Source organism: Streptomyces sp. NPDC007905 (genome assembly GCF_042959345.1).
Taxonomy (GTDB): domain Bacteria; phylum Actinomycetota; class Actinomycetes; order Streptomycetales; family Streptomycetaceae; genus Streptomyces.
This window is the reverse complement of the sequence record NZ_JBIBKS010000003.1, coordinates 110,547-125,466: the sequence shown is the minus strand read 5'-3', so window position 1 is coordinate 125,466 and position 14,920 is coordinate 110,547. Positions and strand designations below refer to the sequence as shown.

Below are 14,920 nucleotides of genomic sequence, written 5' to 3'. Positions count from 1 at the left end.
TGAATCGACCTGACGGCGCGGCGACTTCCACACATCTCTGTCCGTACGGAACACCTGATCACCGGCCCCCTGGCCGGCACCGGTCCCGCGGTCACCGTCGGCGGGACCGCCCTGCAGCCAACTTCCGGGTGACCAGGCGACTTTGGCCGATAACGATCCCTCCGGCGTGCCGGACTCCCCTTGCCGGTGACACATCCGCGGGAACAGACGCAGAACCAAGAGCCGTCCGCGGTCCGACGTCACAGGGGAGCGCCGGACCGCGGCGGCCGACGGCCCCGTGCGGACCGGCTCACCGGAACCGCGCGACAAACCCCTCACGTTGTCCCTAGGGTGAAGCGCGCGTGGAAAGGCCGAGGGGGACGGATGACTGTGACGGGGCGACCATTACCGACGTTGCCGCAGTACCGCAAGGACTCGGTGACACGGCGCCTGTGCGCCTCGGCGCACCTCGACGACACCTTCGCCCTCTACGTGGACCGGGCGCTCACCGGGGACCGGCTGGACGCCCTGGGCCTCAGCCTGGGCATCAACTTCGTCGCCCTCGCCCGGCACGCACGCGTGGCCACCCGCCGCCGCGAGGCCCTCGACCGTCGGCTGGCGTACCTGGCGGTGGTCGTGCCCCTCTCCGTACTGACGGGAGTGGGGGGCCTGATCAACGGACACGGGTCCCTCGGATGGGTGGCGATTTTCGGCCCTCTCGGCGCGTACGCGGCCGCCTGGACGCTGGTCCACCACAAGGAGTCCGTGGGGCGTGACACGGCGCGCGAGGTCTTCCACTCCGCCGAGAGGCCCGAACGGACGGCACCGCCCGTGGAGCCCGAGGCGGAGGTCTGGCTGAACGAGATGAAACGCGCCAACGTCCTGCCCTACGCGGACGCGGCCGCCCAGACCAAGCCGTTCGTCGGCAGCGGCGACAAGCTCAAGGAGGTGGTCTGGCAGCCCATCGACATCAGCAGACCCGCCGACGCCCCCGGCGGTGGCAAACTGCCGCTGCTGCCCTTCGACGCCATCGACCTGCACACGTTCGTGGCCCGCCACCTGGAGAGCATCTCGGGACTGCCGGGCCTCAGGGCGCAGAACCGGCTCTACGTCCTCGGGAGCAACGCCTGCTTCCTGCCCGAGCTGGTGCCCGACCGCACCCGAAGACCGCACGCCCGGATACCCAAGCAGCTGGTGCAGGCGGGCCTGCAGAACCCGGGCGCGGGCATGCGCACCCACCTCTGTCTGGAGCGCATCGGCGAGGGCGGACGGATGATCGTCTCCATGTACCTGCGGGCGATCCTGCAGCCGCCCAGCCTGACCTGGGAGGTCGCCGCGTACGCGATACCCCCGCTGGACGGCCGTTTCCACCGGGTGGACCGGCTCCCGGTGGCCCCCCGCGAACGCTGGTGGGATCTCGTCAAGTACGCCACCTCGCACACCGGTCGGGACCTGCGCGGCGCCCTCGGCCGGCTGAGCGCCCGGCGCCGCTGGCTGCGCGACCACGACCGCCGGCTGACTCGGGAACGCAAGGCGATCGGCAAGCAGCACGTCCTGTACGACTACGGCGCCAAGGGCAGCCTGCGCGAGGACCTGGGCGCCTGGGACGCGGCGGGCTACGCCGAGCGGACCGACGCGCAGGACTTCCTGTTCCGGCTCCAGCAGGGCGTGCTCATCGCCACGGAACGGTTCCTCGAGGACCACCATGTCGACACCAGCTCGTACGACAAGGCCGTACAGGTCATCAGCACACAGACGTACAACATCGGTAACGTCAGCGGCCCCAGCATCTTCGGCAACGACGGCACGATCGCCATGGGCGGTCAGCAGGGTCCCGGCCCCCACGGCGGTCCAGGACCCCAGGGCGGCCCGGGATCCGGCCCGCCCCCGCCTTAGGGCCCTTCTGATGGATCTCCGCGGCGTCGCGGCGTCCTCCTTCCCCCACGGAGATCCACCAGAAGGGCCCTAGCCCCAGTCGCGACGGCCCCCTCGGACCAGGAGTCAGGACAGGACAATGAGTACGTACAACTTCCACGGGAACATCAGCGGTCCCGCCAACATGGGCGACCACGGCCGTATCGAGATCAACCACCACGAGCCGGCCACCGAGGCCCTCGTCCGGCTCTCGGACGGGCTGATCGAGGTGCTGCGCGCCGAGTACCCGGGGCTCGTGGGCCACGGGGAGGTCATCCGGGGTGCGCTGCTGGAGTCCGTCGAGGACGGCGATCCGCCCAACCGTGGCCGGATCCGCTCGGCACTGGAGACCATCAGCATCGGCGCCGCGGCAGGCACCGGCAGCCTCGCCTTCACCCAGCAGCTGATGCACGTGCTGGGTCTGTGAGCCGCTGGGGCCCCGCCGCCACGGGACCCCAGCACAGGCTCACTTGGCCCGTACCACCGCCCGTACCCCGGCACCGAGGTCCAGTTCCAGACCCGACCTGAGCGGCACGGTCTGGCCGGGCTCGATCTTCTGCGCGGTGCCGTCGGAGCGGGTGCCCGTCCAGGTCTGCCGCGACCGGTTGGCGATGCCGAACCGGCCCGGCTTCTTGGGGTTTTCGACCAGCTCCGCCACCAGCGCGGCGTCCGAACAGTCGTGCCGTGCCGGTTCCGGCAGCAGATGGTGGGCCTGCACCCGGGCACCCCGGCGCAGCCGGATGTGGTGCTCGGTGCGCGGCGGGGGAGTGGTCACCGTCAGCCGCGGCGGCAGCACCAGCAGCGCCCCGCAGCCCCAGCAGGGGCGCGGCGGCGGGTTCTCGCCCGGCTCGGTCATGTTCTGCCGCCCGCAGGACGCGCACTCGGCCACCGAGTCCAGCACCGCCCGCAGCGCGTTGCGCCACTCGGTCTCCCGCACCCGGGCCGCCGGATCGTGCAGCCCGACGGTGAAGGAGCGCCGGAACAGCTCCTGCAGCGTCCCGGCCGCCGCGTCCCAGGTGGCCAGCACGGTCGCGTGCTCCATCGGGTCCGGCGCGTTGGAGTCGTCGGCCGGGTCGAACACGAACAGCGGGCTCCTGCCGTACAGCTTGCGCTCGGCCGCCTCGTCCAGGCAGTGGATGCCCAACTCCCGCTTTCCCTTGAGTGGGTGATGGTTCATCAGGAACATGAACAGCAGGACGGCGAGCGAGTGCAGGTCGGACTGGGTGCCGGGTCGCGCGCCCGGCTCGCCGCGCACCAGCTCCGGCGCCATGAACTCCATGGTCCCCGAGATCCCGCTGACATCCCCCTCCACCACCGCGTTGTCGTTGTCGCAGACCAGCACGTCACCGGTGGCCGGGTCGAAGAAGATGTTGCCCCAGGAGATGTCCCGGTAGGCGATGCCCCGCGAGTGCAGCGCCTGGTACGCCTCCACCGTGTACAGGCAGGCCGTCAGCAGCGCACGCGGGCTGGTGCGCAACTGCCTGCGGAACAGCGCCGGCAGCCCCTTGTAACGCTCCGGGCGCAGTCCCATCAGATAGCCGAACGACCCGCGGTGCTCGGGCACGTACGCCTGGGGCCACAGGAACCGGTCGTCGGCGAAGTCGCGGGCGACCAACTCTTTGACGATCGCCTCCTGTTCGCCGGTCGCACAGGTCGGGTAGTACCACTTCAGCGCCCGCTCCCCGTCCGGTGTGCGGACCCGGTACACCTCGCCCTGGCCACCCGCGCCGAGGAGGTCGACGATCTCGACCTCGTCACCGTTCTCCGCCGCGAGGCGCGTCCCGCCATCGAGCATGCCGCTCATCTACGTCTCCGTCTTCCGTTCTTCCGTCTCCGCGGCACCGGCCGTCACCGCCGAGGACTCTTCGTTCACGGTCGCCCCGGCCGGCTCCGGAGCGCTCTGCACCGAGCGCAGGGCCGCCGCCAGCGTCGTGTCGTCGCCCGAGTAGCGGGCGGCCTGGGCCAGCCACTGCGGCAGCACCTTCCGGACGCCCGCGCCACCCCCCTCGGCCAGCCGCCCGGCCAGCCCTTCGACGAACTCCCGGTACCCGTCGGCCGACGCGAAGCTCTTCGACAGCCCGTCCGTGGACAGCACCACCAGGCGTGGGGTGCGCGCCTGTTCGAAGACCGGCGCCCAGTGCATCCGCATCGACCGCCAGGCCTCGCGCCCGCACAGCGACTCCGTCTCGTCGCCCAGATCCTCCTCGGCGGGCGCCAGCGGCCGGCTCAGCGTGCCGTCGTGCTCCACCACCGCGAGGTCCCCGTCGCCGATCTGCCAGGCCACGAACAGCCACGGCGTGAGCACGGCCCCGATCAGCGTCGTGCCGTACAGCACGAGTTTCTCCTCGGGCCCCGGCTCCCGGGACGCCTCCTCCACGACCGGACGGTTGCGGTCCCAGTGCCCCAGCGCCGCCTGCCTCCACTCGTGCACCAGGGCGCGCGGGAAGTCGTCCCGGGCATACGTCATCAGCCGGGCCAGCCGGCCCGGCTCGTGGCAGTCGTGCGCCGCCCGGCCGAAGTGGGCGGCGAGCCCCACGAACCGGTCCACGGCGAACCGTGCGCCCAGCTCGCTGCGCGCGTGCACCGCCGAACCGTGCCCATCGGCCACGGCGAGGACCAGCGGATCCTCAGCGGTTCCGGTGCCCCGGCACTCGTACCAGTCCTGGTTGCGCCGCTTGTTGACCCCCTGGACGCTGTCGGCCAGCGTCTCCCACCGTCTCACCCCGAGCGTCACCACACGTCGTCGTCATCGTCGTCGTCCAGCACCGGCGGCGCGTACGGCTGCTTCGCCATGGTCACGGCCGTACCGGAGGTGTCGCCCGCGACCGGCTGGGAGGCCGCCTTCACGGCCGCGGTGGACGCCCACCGGATGGCGGCGGCCAGCTGCTTGGGACTGTTGGCGTCCAGCGGCTGCAGTTCGGGGTTGCCGAGGAACTCCTGGAGCACCCCGCGGTCCGCGTCCGTGCCGATCGCGATGGCGACCCGCACCGCCTTGCGGCCCCACGGGGTGGCGTCGACGGCCTTCAGGCCCGCCTTCCAGTCGTCGGTGGGCACCCCGTCCGACACCAGCGCCAGCACCGGCTTCAGTGCCCGCTGCGGCATGGGCGGCGTCTGCAGCTCCCGCGCCACCAGGTGCAGCGCCTCGCCGAGGTTGGTCATGCCGTCGACCTGCACGTCCTGCCAGGTGAAGTCGTCGACCGGGACCGGGGTCCGGTGGTGCCACCGGGCGGTGGTGGAGAAGGTGACGGTACGCAGCAGCAGTTGGGCCGCGGGGTTGTCGTGGGCCACCGTCCGCATCTCCGGAATGGCCTCCCTGATCGCGTAGTTGAGCTTCGCGATCTTCTCGCCCTGCATCGAGTACGAGCAGTCGAGCAGCCAGATGAAGTGGACCGGCCGGTTGGCCATGGGCCCGCCGGGAATGTCGCTCACGCCGTGATTCCTTTCCATGGGTGGGTGATGGGGGCCGGGCTCAGGACAGCAGCAGCCGTGCGGCGCAGCCGAGGGCGGCCACCGCCAGGACCAGGGCGGTGACGAACAGGCCCGCGAGTGCCCGCCGGGCCCGGGAGACGGAAGGGGTGACCTGGCTCATGCCGGGCTGTACCTCCCCGCGTGGCCTTCCTCGGCCTCGTCGGGCCGCCGCCGGGGCCTGACGAGTCGGCCGCCGGTGCTGCCGCCGGACCCGGTGAGCGGGCCGGTGCGCAGCCCCGAGGCCGCGAGCAGCCACAGCACCGGCTCGGCGGCCCGGCGCTGCTCGCTCTCGAGCGGCCCGGTGCCGGTGGCCGCGTGGGCGCTGACGGCCCAGTAGCGGGCCGCGTGGAAGTCATGGCCGAGGGCACGGACCAGCGTGCCGAGGCCCACCTCGGTGAGCCAGTCCTCGATGCGCGCGCCCGGCACCGGCAGCGAGGTCAGCTGGTCCAGCACGTCCCGTTTGGTGACCACGGTGGCCACGGGCATCCGGGACCGCCGGCCGGTGAGCGCCGACAGTTCCCCGGTCAGCCGCTGGTACGTCTCCCACGGCCCCTGCGCCGACGGACGGGCCCGGTCGGCCCGGTCGGTGTCCGCGGGCCCCAGCCGGCCGCGCACCTTGGGATCGGCCAGGGCGTCGGCGACCAGGACCACCCCGTCCGCGTGCGCCAGATACTGCTGCGCACGCACCCGTTCGGCGTCGCTCACCGACTCGCCCATCGGGTCGTACAGATACAGCAGCCGCCGCCTGCGGCCCCGGGCCACGGTCAGCATCAGGGCGCGCGGCTGACCGCCGGTCGTGGCGTGCGCCCAACCGGTCCGGTTCAGTTCCTGGCTGATCCCGGTCTGGGTGCGCTGGTCGTCGACGGTGGCGTACTTGACCCGCAGTTCGCCCTGCCGGGACCAGGCGTGCAGCCCCTCGACCATGGCCGCCATCAGCATCGTCTTGCCCGACGAGGTGCCGCCGACCAGCGGAGTGTGCACGACCCGCATGGTGCCCGCCGCCCCGGGCAGGAACTGCTCACAGCGCGGGCACAGGGCCGTGAGCTTCCCGCGTCCCAGCAGCCGGGAGGCGGGCAGCCGGTGCCCGCAGCGGCACACGTGCCACAGCACGCCGTACCGTCCGGGCCGCAACTCACCATGCCGTGCACGGCAGTTCGGGCAGCGGTGCACGGCCAGCGGGACGGGCGCGTAACAGCCGGGGTGCGGGCACTTGACGCGAATGCCCCGCAGCAGCAGCCGGCCCCGCTCCAGCCCGCGCAAGCCCGGCACCCCGGCGGCCCAGCCCAGCCACACCACGGCCAGCAGCAGCGCGAACAGCATCAGCACCGCGCCGAGAAGCAGTGTGGCCAGTACGGCGCCGACCAGCGCGCCCGCGGCGGTGCCGGGTGCGATGAGCGCGGCAAGCAGCATCCGGTACAGCGGCGCGGTGGCGCGTCGGCCCGAGGCCCGGCGTCCGTGGAACAGGTTCCGCGTGATCCGGTGCAGCCAGGGGTCGGTGAACGCGGACCAGACGGCCCGCAGTCCGGCGCGCCCCGCGGACAGCGCGTCCGCCCACGACTGCCGCCACCAGTAGGCGAGGTGCGCGGGCTCACCGCTTCCCGCCCCGGTCAGGCGCGGGTCGGTGCGGCCCGGCTGCCACGGCCCGAGCCCGTGCCAGACGGCCCGTACGCCGCGCCCCAGGAACTCCCACAGCGTGCGGAACCCGCACACCGCGGCGGCGACCATCCCGGCCCAGCCGAACAGGACCAGCAGCACCAGCACCTCGATGCCGCCTCCTCCCGCGCCCGCGTTCATCGGCGGCCTCCCTCACCGGGCGGCTCCACATCCCCGTACCAGGTCGCCTGCCGGTCCCCGCGCTGCCCGCGTCCGGTCAGCCGGTCCGCGAGCCGGCCCAGGGCGCCGGGCCGGTTCCAGGCGCGATAGGCGTCCAGCCGGCCCCGGCCGATGCGGCGCAGCGCCTCCTCGACCTCGCTCCGGTCCTCGGCCGGAAGGGTCCGTACGACGGGTCGCAGCACCTTGGACAGCAGGGTCGTGCGGGTCGCCTCCCAGGCGGCGTGCGTCTGCGGGTACGCGCTCCAGTCGCAGAAGCAGGCGGCGACGTACGACGGCACGGTGCGCAGCCGCTCGCCCACCCGGTCCCCGCGCCCCACCCGCTCGTAGGCCGCCAGCAGCCCCGGATCGCCCGAGCGGGCCAGCGCGTACAGCTCGCTCTCGGGCGCCGGCGGCCGGGGCGGCGCGTAGGACGCGCTCTCCGGCGCCGCAACGGCCAGCAGCCGCCGCGCGAGGGCGTCGTACACCCGCTGCGTCACCGGCCCGGGCACGGGCCCGGCCGCGCCGTCCCGCAGGCTCAGCACGTGCCGCACCCAGCCTTCGACGTCCTGGTCGGTGTCCAGCAGTCCCGCGTACTCCAGCAGGAGCAGCGGCGCCCGGTGCGCGGGGGGCAGTTCGGCGGTGAAGCAGCGCAGCAGGTCGGCGGCGAGGACCGGGGCCGCCGGGTCGTCGGCGGCGGCCGCGAGTGCGGCCTCGACCAGCAGGTCCCGGGTGCCGGCCAGCCGGTGCGCGTCCGAGCCCAGCTCGCTCAGCAGCAGGCTCGCCTCCTCGCCGGTGGGCAGGCCGTCCGGCCACACCAGGTGGAACGCGGTGCGCAGGACGCCCGGGTCGGCGTGCGGCGAGACGCCGGCGGTGCGCAGCACCTCGTGGACCCCCCCGTACCGGTCGCCGCCGGTCCGTGCCCCGCCGGCCGCGACGCACATCCGCAGATGCGGAAAGCCGGGTGCGAGCGAGACCGGCAGCCCGGACCCCGCGAGCCGCCCGGCGACCCCGGGCGGGTTGGCGGCGGCGAGCGCGTCCAGCGCGCCGAACAGGGCGGTGCGCAGGGCGGGATGGCCGTGGACGGCGTCGAGGAGGGCCGGGGAGCAGACCGCCGGCGCGCCCACGACGTACGCGGCGGCACCAGGGGCGGGCCGCTGACCGGGGCGTGCGGTGCCGCCCGGGTCGGCCGGGCCGGGCGGTACGTGCTCCGGGCCGTGGCCCGATGGCGAGGTGCCGACCGCAGCGTCCCGGTCCGACGGCCGCCCGCTCACCAGGTCCCGGGCGATGCGCCCGGCGAATTCCGGGAGCGCGTCCGTGCAGTCCACGTCGAGCAGGTCGGCGACGCGCAGCAGGTCGAGGGGCCGGCCGGCGGCCGGTTCGGTCGGGTCGGCGATGCCGTGCCGCAGGGCCGGGGCGAGGTCCCGGGCCAGTTCGAGACGGAGCGGCGGAGTCAGCGAGCCCGCGCCCAGCGGGGGCAACGGGCCCCGGCCCCGAACCGCCGAGTCCAGGACGCGGGCGGCGAGCGGCGCGGAGACGGCGGTGGGCACCTGTCCGTCCAGCCGCGCCAACAGGGCGGCCAGCGCGGCAGGTTCGTCGTCCAGGGGGGTGCCCGTGGGGCTGTACCGCGGGTCGTCCGGGCCCGTGTCTCCACTGCTCCCGCCCGCCAGCGCGGCGATCAGCGGGGTCAGTGTCTCCTCGGCCGGCGCGAGGGCGTGGTCCGCGGCCCAGCGGGCCGCCGCCGCGCGGCCGTCGGCGCGCAGCGCGATGCCGTCGACGAGCGCGGCCACCGCGAGCGGGCCGAGGTCGCCGGAGCTGTCATGGAACAACTCGGGCCGGCCGGCCGTCCAGACCCGCGCGCACACCTCGGCCCAGGCGTCCGTCACGGGCTCGGCGTCCGCACGTGCGGTGCAGTCGTGCACCCGGAACCGGTGGTCGTGGCCGACCGGCTCGGAGGACGGCAGGGCCCCGACGATCTGCTGGCGGGCCTGCCGCGGACGCCGGGTGTAGGTGGTGAAGGTCAGCCGGTGCGCCCGCTCACGGGGAAGGACGGCGCAGGCCAGCGCGATCCACTGCGCCACGTCGGCGCTGTCGTGCTCCACGACCACGATCTGCCGGGTGTCCGTCTCCTCGGCCAGGGCGCGCAGGTCCGCGAAGAACGCGGCGAGCCGGTCCGCGCGGGAGCGGGCGAAGGCCACCAGGCCGTCCCTGCGCAGCAGCCCCGACGGCTCGAACCGGTCGACCGGCCGGGGCCGCCCGTCCGGGGGAGTGGCGTCGGCCCAGCGCGGCGACTCCCAGGCCGTGATGGGCAGCGCCCCGTCGGGCAGGCGTGCCCCGGGCGGCAGATGGAGGGCATGGGCGTGGAAGTTGCCCCAACGCCCGCTGTAGTCCGCGCCGGTGTACACCGACCGGCTCAACAAAGTGCCACCGTCGGACAGTTCACTGAAGCTGAAGGCCTTCGGAAAGCGCTTCAGCTCTTCCGTGTCCGGCCGGGCGGGCAGGTCGCGCGGGGGCTCGTACCCGATGAGCTGCTCCGCCTCGCGCAGCAGCGTCGGCGGCACGCCGGGGCTGACCGCGGTGAACCGGAAACCCGAGCCGTCCGGTCCGGGCGGCGCCGAGGTGTAGTGCAGCTGGGCGAGACTCACTGGGCGCGTCCCTTCCCCGCGGTGTGCACGGGCAGCAGTCCCTGCCGGGACAGCAGCCACAGCAGCGGATCTTCCACCCGCACCGGCTGCGGACCCGACTTCGGCACGTCCGCCGGGGCGTCCGCGGGCGGCGGTGCCCCTAGCGCGGACAACCCGAACAGGGACAACTCGGCGAAGTCCAGCTCCAGCTGCCGCAGCAGCGCGCCGGAGTCCCAGTCCGTCAGCAGGGACCGGAGTTCCTCGTGCACGGCGAGCCGGTCCTCGCCGTCGTAGGTACCTGCACGGTGGGGGGCGTTGCGCAGCAGCGGGGAGTGCGGATCCAGCAGGGGTCCGAGCATGTCCGTCTTGGTGACGGCGACCGCCATCGGCGTGGACACCCGCCCCCGCACCTTTCCCTTGCCGTGCGCGCGCAGCTGGGCCGCGAGGTCGGCCGCGATCTGCTGCGGCGAGGTCTCCACCACGGGCAGCGGCGGCCCCTCGTGCACCGGCAACAGGTCCCGCACCGAACCGAGTTGCAACGGATCGACCAGCAGGATGATCCCGTCGGCGGCACTCAGGTAGCGGGTGTAGCGGTCCATCGCCTCGGCTCCCGCCAGGTCCTCACCGGCCGCGTCGAAGAAGACGAGCGTGGTGTGCCGGGTCCCGGAGGTGCCCAGCAGACCCTTGCGGGGCAGGCTCAGCCGGTACAGCAGCGGGTCGTTGAAGCCGAGGGCGGCCGGCCGGGTGGCGTCCGGCAGCCGCAGCCGCTCGTACAGGTCCTCGGCCATCTCCTTGTCCCGCCGCTGGGTGCTGTGCCCCATCGCCGCGAGCGAGGCGTGATAGGCCTGCCCGACCCGGTGGTTCAACTCGTTGACCAGCACGGACACATAGGTGCTCTTGCCGGAGGCCTTCGCGCCGACCAGCGCGATGATCCGACTGTCCTGGTCGCAGTAGTCGCTGGGCAGATCGCTGTGGCAGGATCCGCACACCCGCACCGGCGTGGGCACCCCGCACTGCGGACAGGGCACGCTGCTGCCACCGCCGCCGAACCCGGCGAGCCGGCGCGCCGCGGTGAACACGGGTCCGCGCATCCGGGCCGCCGCAGGCACCCCGGGACCCATGAACCCGGCCCACACGTCGTCACGTTCGGGACCACAGGGCGCGCCGCCGCGCACCCCGCTCGGGGTCATCAGACAGCGGTACGGCAGCTTGGCCGCCGCCGCGCGGGCGAAGCAGTAGGGGCAGATCACGGTCGTCATGGCTCAGCGCACCACCAGGCTCGCGAGAGAGGGTTCTTCCAGTCGCACCGAGGCCGCGTGCTCCCCGAGCAGGAAGCCGCGCAGCGTGTAGGGGGCCGGGCAGGGGGAGGCCGGCAGCTCCTGTTCGACGGTCCCGTGCCGCGCCAGGTCGGGCCCGGGTATGCGCAGCACGGTCGTGCCGTCGGCGGCGCTGCGCGGGCGGAGCGTGCCGCCGCGTGCCACGCACACGAACTCCGGTACCTCCCCGAGCGTGCCCGGCGCGGCGAGGCTGACCCGCAGCAGGGCGCGCCCCCGGCCGAGGAACCGCCGCTGCGGGCGGACCAGTTGGTACCGTATGGCCGCGTCCGGCGGCAGCAGCGCCTCGGCCGCGTCGGGCACCACCACGACGGCCCCGGCCACCCGGGGCACGGTCGCCGCCCGGATCCGCACCGCTCCCGGGCCGACGGGCAGCCGCAGCCCGCCGCGCCGGTAGGCGTGCGCGGTCAGCGTCCGCTCACCGCCGGTCTCCTCGCCGTCCAGGGCCGCCCAGGTGACCACGAGGTGCCCGGCGCCGTCGGGCCAGTCCAGCGTGACCTGCGCCTGCCCGTCCGGCAGCCGGCCGGCGGCCAGTCCGAGCACGGCGTGCACGGCCTCCACGCCGACGACCGGCCCGGCGAGCGCCCGCGCACCGAGTACGGCGACGGCGGCGACCTCGGCGTAGGCGCCGGGCGGAGGGCACAGGGCGCCCGCCTTCTCGGGCCAGTCCAGCGGGGCGGGCAACTCCTGGGTGCGCAGTTCGGTGCCCGGTGCGGGCGCCTGCCCGGGCCACACCACGAGCCGCACCTCGGCGTCCCGCCCACCCGTCCAGGCGAACCGCACGGCCCCGCCGCCGGGGCGCGCGGTGAGGGTGCGCACGGGCTCGGGCCAGGGGTGGACGGTCCCGGTCACACGCAGGCCCGGTGAGGTGACCCGGCTGCCGTCGGGCGCCTTGTAGTGGCTGACGACACGGAAGGAGTGCGGGCCGGGCGGCAGGCCGGTGACGGTGAACCCGTCGGGCCCCGGTACGAGGTGGAAGTCGGCCCCGTCCCGCTCCGTGGGCTCGACCGTGACGTCCGTGGCGCCCGTCGGCCGCTGCCAGGCGCAGTGGATCCGCCCCGGGCCGTCCGTCAGTACCGGGTGCCCCACCTCCGGGGCGACCAGCAGCTGCCGTGACACCAGCGGCGGCCCCGCCACCCGCCCGTCCCGCAACGGCAGCGCCGCATAACGCACCCTGGCGCCGAGCGGGGCGTCCTTGTCCCGCACCGTCCCGGCCGCCGTCGGGTCCGCGCCGGGCACGCTCCGTACGACGGGTCTGCCCCGCTCCGTGCGCTGCAGCCGCAGCAGCCGCCACTCGTCCGGTACGTCGTTCCCGTCCTGCCAGGCCAACTCCACGTGGTCCGGCCGCGGTTCGGCCCGCAGCAGGGGGCGGTGTCCGGACTCGGGCCGGTGCACCCGAACCAGGCCGCGCAGGGCGCGCCGGTCGTCGGCCGCCTCGCACAACGCCTCCAGGTACCCGCTGCTCGCACCCTCCCTGCGGCCCTGCTCCTCGGCCTGCCGGGCGGACCGCAGGAGGTCCTCGACCAGGGCCAGCCGGTCGGCGAGTTCCGTGCGCAGCGCGGCCAGCGCCGGGTCACCGCCGTCCGTGGGCAGCCGGTCGAGCAGCGTGCGCAGCCGGTGCAGCCGGCGCCGCTCGCGGGCGTCGGCGAGCGACTCGGCGGCATCGCGCCCGCGCCGGTCCAGGACCGGCCGCAGCCGGGCGGCCGCCACCAGTCCGGCGATCTCGTCGGCATGCACTCCCAACTCGGCTGCGAGACGCGGACGTTGGGAGGTCGGGTGGTCCTGCAGCAGGCCGATCAACTGGTAGAGGACGACCCGGCGCAGGACCTGTGGATCGCGCCGGTGCAGCTCGGCCAGCCGCGCGGCGAGCGGGGCGCCCGGGCCGGACCCCCGGGCCAGTCCGTCCAGGAACGGCCCGTCCACCCGGCGCCTGCCCCGCGGACCCGCCGGCACGTACAGCCCGTCCAGGACCCGTAACCCCACGGGTGAGGCGTCCAGAACCTCGCCGAGGTGGCGTAACCCCGCCGTGTGCTGGGCGCCGGCGAGGGTGCCGTAACCGGGCACGAGGGGGCTCAGCGGCAGACCCGACAGCGCCCTGGGCAGCCCCAGGTGATGCCCGAACTCCTGACCGGCCACGCGCACCGTTCTCCCCCGATAGTGCTTCGAAGGACCATCCCAGCAGATCCGGACGTGACCAGGAAGGGGTTTCGGGGAACCCGAACAGGTCGGGACGGGCCGCGACCAGCGGTGCCTGCCCTGCCGGCCGCACCGCGGGTCGCCTCCCCCGGCCGGGGGAGACGGTCCCCTCGCGCGCGGGATCCTTCCGCGCCGCCCCGGCGGCTGTACTGAAGCGGTCGGCCATCCACGGCCGGGGCCGCGGCGACGGGACACGACGTCACCGGTGCGGCCGTCACAGGGGAGGATTCACCATGGGTACCTGGGCGCGACGCCGTCTGTTGCAGTCGGCGGCCTCGGCGGCCGGCCTCGCCGCCACGACGGGCGTGCCTGCGTGGGCCCCGAGCGGGATCCGGTCCGGGCACGACGATGTCGTGGAACGCCTGCGCGCCCTGCCGGGGCTGCGGGTCGTCGAGGAGCGGCCGGGAGCGGAGCCGGGGCACCGCTTCTTCGTCCTCGGACTGCGCCAGCCGGTCGACCACCGGGACCCGGCGGCCGGCACCTTCGAGCAGCGCCTGCTCCTCCTCCACACCTGCGCCGACCGCCCCACCGTCCTGTTCACGACCGGGTACGAGGCGGCGCTCTCGCCCCGGCGGGCCGAACCCACCGTGCTGCTGGGCGGCAACCAGCTCCAGGTCGAGCACCGCTACTTCGGCACCTCGCGCCCGGCCGCGCTCGACTACCGCCATCTGACCGTCCGGCAGGCCGCCGACGACCACCACCGCGTCGTGCGCCTCTTCCGCGCGCCGTATCCCGGCGCCTGGATCTCCACCGGCGGCAGCAAGGGCGGTATGGCCGGCGTCCACCACCGCCGTTTCCACCCGCACGATGTGGACGGCACCGTGGCCTACTCCGCTCCGAACAACGTCGACGACCGGGACGACTCCGCCCACCTCCGCTTCCTGGACACCGTGGGCACCGCCGCCTGCCGCGACGCCCTCAGGACGGCGCAACGGCAGATCCTGCTCCGTCGCGCCGACATGGCCGCCCGCTACCAGGCCTGGGCAGCCTCCACCGGTACCGCCTTCGACCTCGTCGGCAGCGCCGACAAGGCGCTCGAGATCGCCGTGCTGCGCGCGGCGTTCATGTTCTGGCAGAAGGTTCCGCCGCGGACAGCTCTGCCGTTCCCGGCCCGGACGCGAGCACCGACGCGTTGTACGCGTGGCTGGACGACACCGCCGCACTGCCCGTCTACGCCGACTCGGTGGCACGGCAGTACATCCCGTACTTCTACCAACTCGGCACGCAGCTCGGCTACTTGGACGTGCCCACCGCCCATCTGGCCGACCTGCTGCGCCACCCGGATGCCATGCGGCCCCCGTACCTTCGTCCGGCGCGACATCCCGATGCGCTTCGACTCCGCCGCGATGCCCGACAGCGACCACTGGGTCCGCCGCCGCGGCAGCCGTCTGCTGTTCGTCAACGGCACCGAGGACCCGGCGGTCGCCGAGTCCTTCCACCCCGACTCCCCGGACTCGCGCGTCCTGTGGGCTCCCGGCGCCACCCACCACGCCACCATCGGCGGTCTCTCGACCGGCGACCGCGCCGAAGCCGTCGCCCTCCTCACCCACTGGACCGCCGGTTCCTGAAGCCGCCTCCCAGCGGCAGGTCGGCAGA

10 protein-coding genes are annotated in these 14,920 nt (G+C 74.4%); 3 read left to right on the top strand and 7 right to left on the bottom strand.

Annotated elements, in window-relative coordinates; genetic code table 11:
* Positions 1 to 393: 393 nt before the first annotated feature.
* Positions 394 to 1,875, top strand: a complete 1,482-nt coding sequence (locus ACFZDC_RS06975; RefSeq protein WP_391320934.1) for a hypothetical protein — start codon at positions 394 to 396, stop codon at positions 1,873 to 1,875.
* Between the two features lie 118 nt (positions 1,876 to 1,993).
* Positions 1,994 to 2,320 carry a hypothetical protein gene (locus tag ACFZDC_RS06970; protein WP_391320932.1) on the top strand — a complete coding sequence of 109 codons (327 nt, stop codon included), beginning with the start codon at positions 1,994 to 1,996 and terminating at the stop codon, positions 2,318 to 2,320.
* 39 nt (positions 2,321 to 2,359) lie between these two features.
* Here the strand turns inward: ACFZDC_RS06970 and ACFZDC_RS06965 are convergent, their stop codons facing one another.
* From ACFZDC_RS06965 to ACFZDC_RS06935, 7 genes are all read right to left on the bottom strand, one after another.
* Positions 2,360 to 3,697 (bottom strand): protein kinase, encoded by a 1,338-nt coding sequence (locus ACFZDC_RS06965; protein ID WP_391320930.1) that lies wholly within the window; start codon positions 3,695 to 3,697, stop codon positions 2,360 to 2,362.
* On the bottom strand, positions 3,698 to 4,630 hold the full coding sequence (locus ACFZDC_RS06960; protein ID WP_391320928.1) for a protein phosphatase 2C domain-containing protein: 933 nt from the start codon (positions 4,628 to 4,630) through the stop codon (positions 3,698 to 3,700).
* Positions 4,624 to 5,298 (bottom strand): tellurium resistance protein, encoded by a 675-nt coding sequence (locus ACFZDC_RS06955; RefSeq protein ID WP_391321552.1) that lies wholly within the window; start codon positions 5,296 to 5,298, stop codon positions 4,624 to 4,626. The genes ACFZDC_RS06960 and ACFZDC_RS06955 overlap by 7 nt, the downstream gene beginning before the upstream one ends.
* Positions 5,299 to 5,478: 180 nt before the next feature.
* A complete protein-coding gene (locus tag ACFZDC_RS06950) occupies positions 5,479 to 7,155 on the bottom strand; it encodes a hypothetical protein (RefSeq protein WP_391320926.1) in 1,677 nt (558 codons plus the stop codon).
* Positions 7,152 to 9,815 carry a GTPase-associated protein 1-related protein gene (locus ACFZDC_RS06945; RefSeq protein WP_391320924.1) on the bottom strand — a complete coding sequence of 888 codons (2,664 nt, stop codon included), beginning with the start codon at positions 9,813 to 9,815 and terminating at the stop codon, positions 7,152 to 7,154. The genes ACFZDC_RS06950 and ACFZDC_RS06945 overlap by 4 nt, the downstream gene beginning before the upstream one ends.
* On the bottom strand, positions 9,812 to 11,053 hold the full coding sequence (locus ACFZDC_RS06940) for a hypothetical protein (RefSeq protein ID WP_391320920.1): 1,242 nt from the start codon (positions 11,051 to 11,053) through the stop codon (positions 9,812 to 9,814). The genes ACFZDC_RS06945 and ACFZDC_RS06940 overlap by 4 nt, the downstream gene beginning before the upstream one ends.
* Before the next feature lie 3 nt (positions 11,054 to 11,056).
* Complete coding sequence (locus ACFZDC_RS06935; protein WP_391320918.1) at positions 11,057 to 13,264, bottom strand: hypothetical protein; 2,208 nt, start codon at positions 13,262 to 13,264, stop codon at positions 11,057 to 11,059.
* 293 nt (positions 13,265 to 13,557) lie between these two features.
* On the opposite strand from ACFZDC_RS06935, the gene ACFZDC_RS06930 reads away from it, so the two are divergent.
* Positions 13,558 to 14,892, top strand: coding sequence for a S28 family serine protease (locus tag ACFZDC_RS06930; protein ID WP_391320916.1), 1,335 nt, complete (start codon positions 13,558 to 13,560; stop codon positions 14,890 to 14,892).
* The last annotated feature ends 28 nt before the right edge of the window (positions 14,893 to 14,920 follow it).

Coding starts and splice junctions, on each gene's coding strand:
- ACFZDC_RS06950 (WP_391320926.1), bottom strand. CDS start 7,155: ATGAACGCGGGCGCGGGAGGAGGCGGCATCGAGGTGCTGGTGCTGCTG.
- ACFZDC_RS06965 (WP_391320930.1), bottom strand. CDS start 3,697: ATGAGCGGCATGCTCGATGGCGGGACGCGCCTCGCGGCGGAGAACGGT.
- ACFZDC_RS06955 (WP_391321552.1), bottom strand. CDS start 5,298: ATGGCCAACCGGCCGGTCCACTTCATCTGGCTGCTCGACTGCTCGTAC.
- ACFZDC_RS06930 (WP_391320916.1), top strand. CDS start 13,558: ATGGGTACCTGGGCGCGACGCCGTCTGTTGCAGTCGGCGGCCTCGGCG.
- ACFZDC_RS06940 (WP_391320920.1), bottom strand. CDS start 11,053: ATGACGACCGTGATCTGCCCCTACTGCTTCGCCCGCGCGGCGGCGGCC.
- ACFZDC_RS06970 (WP_391320932.1), top strand. CDS start 1,994: ATGAGTACGTACAACTTCCACGGGAACATCAGCGGTCCCGCCAACATG.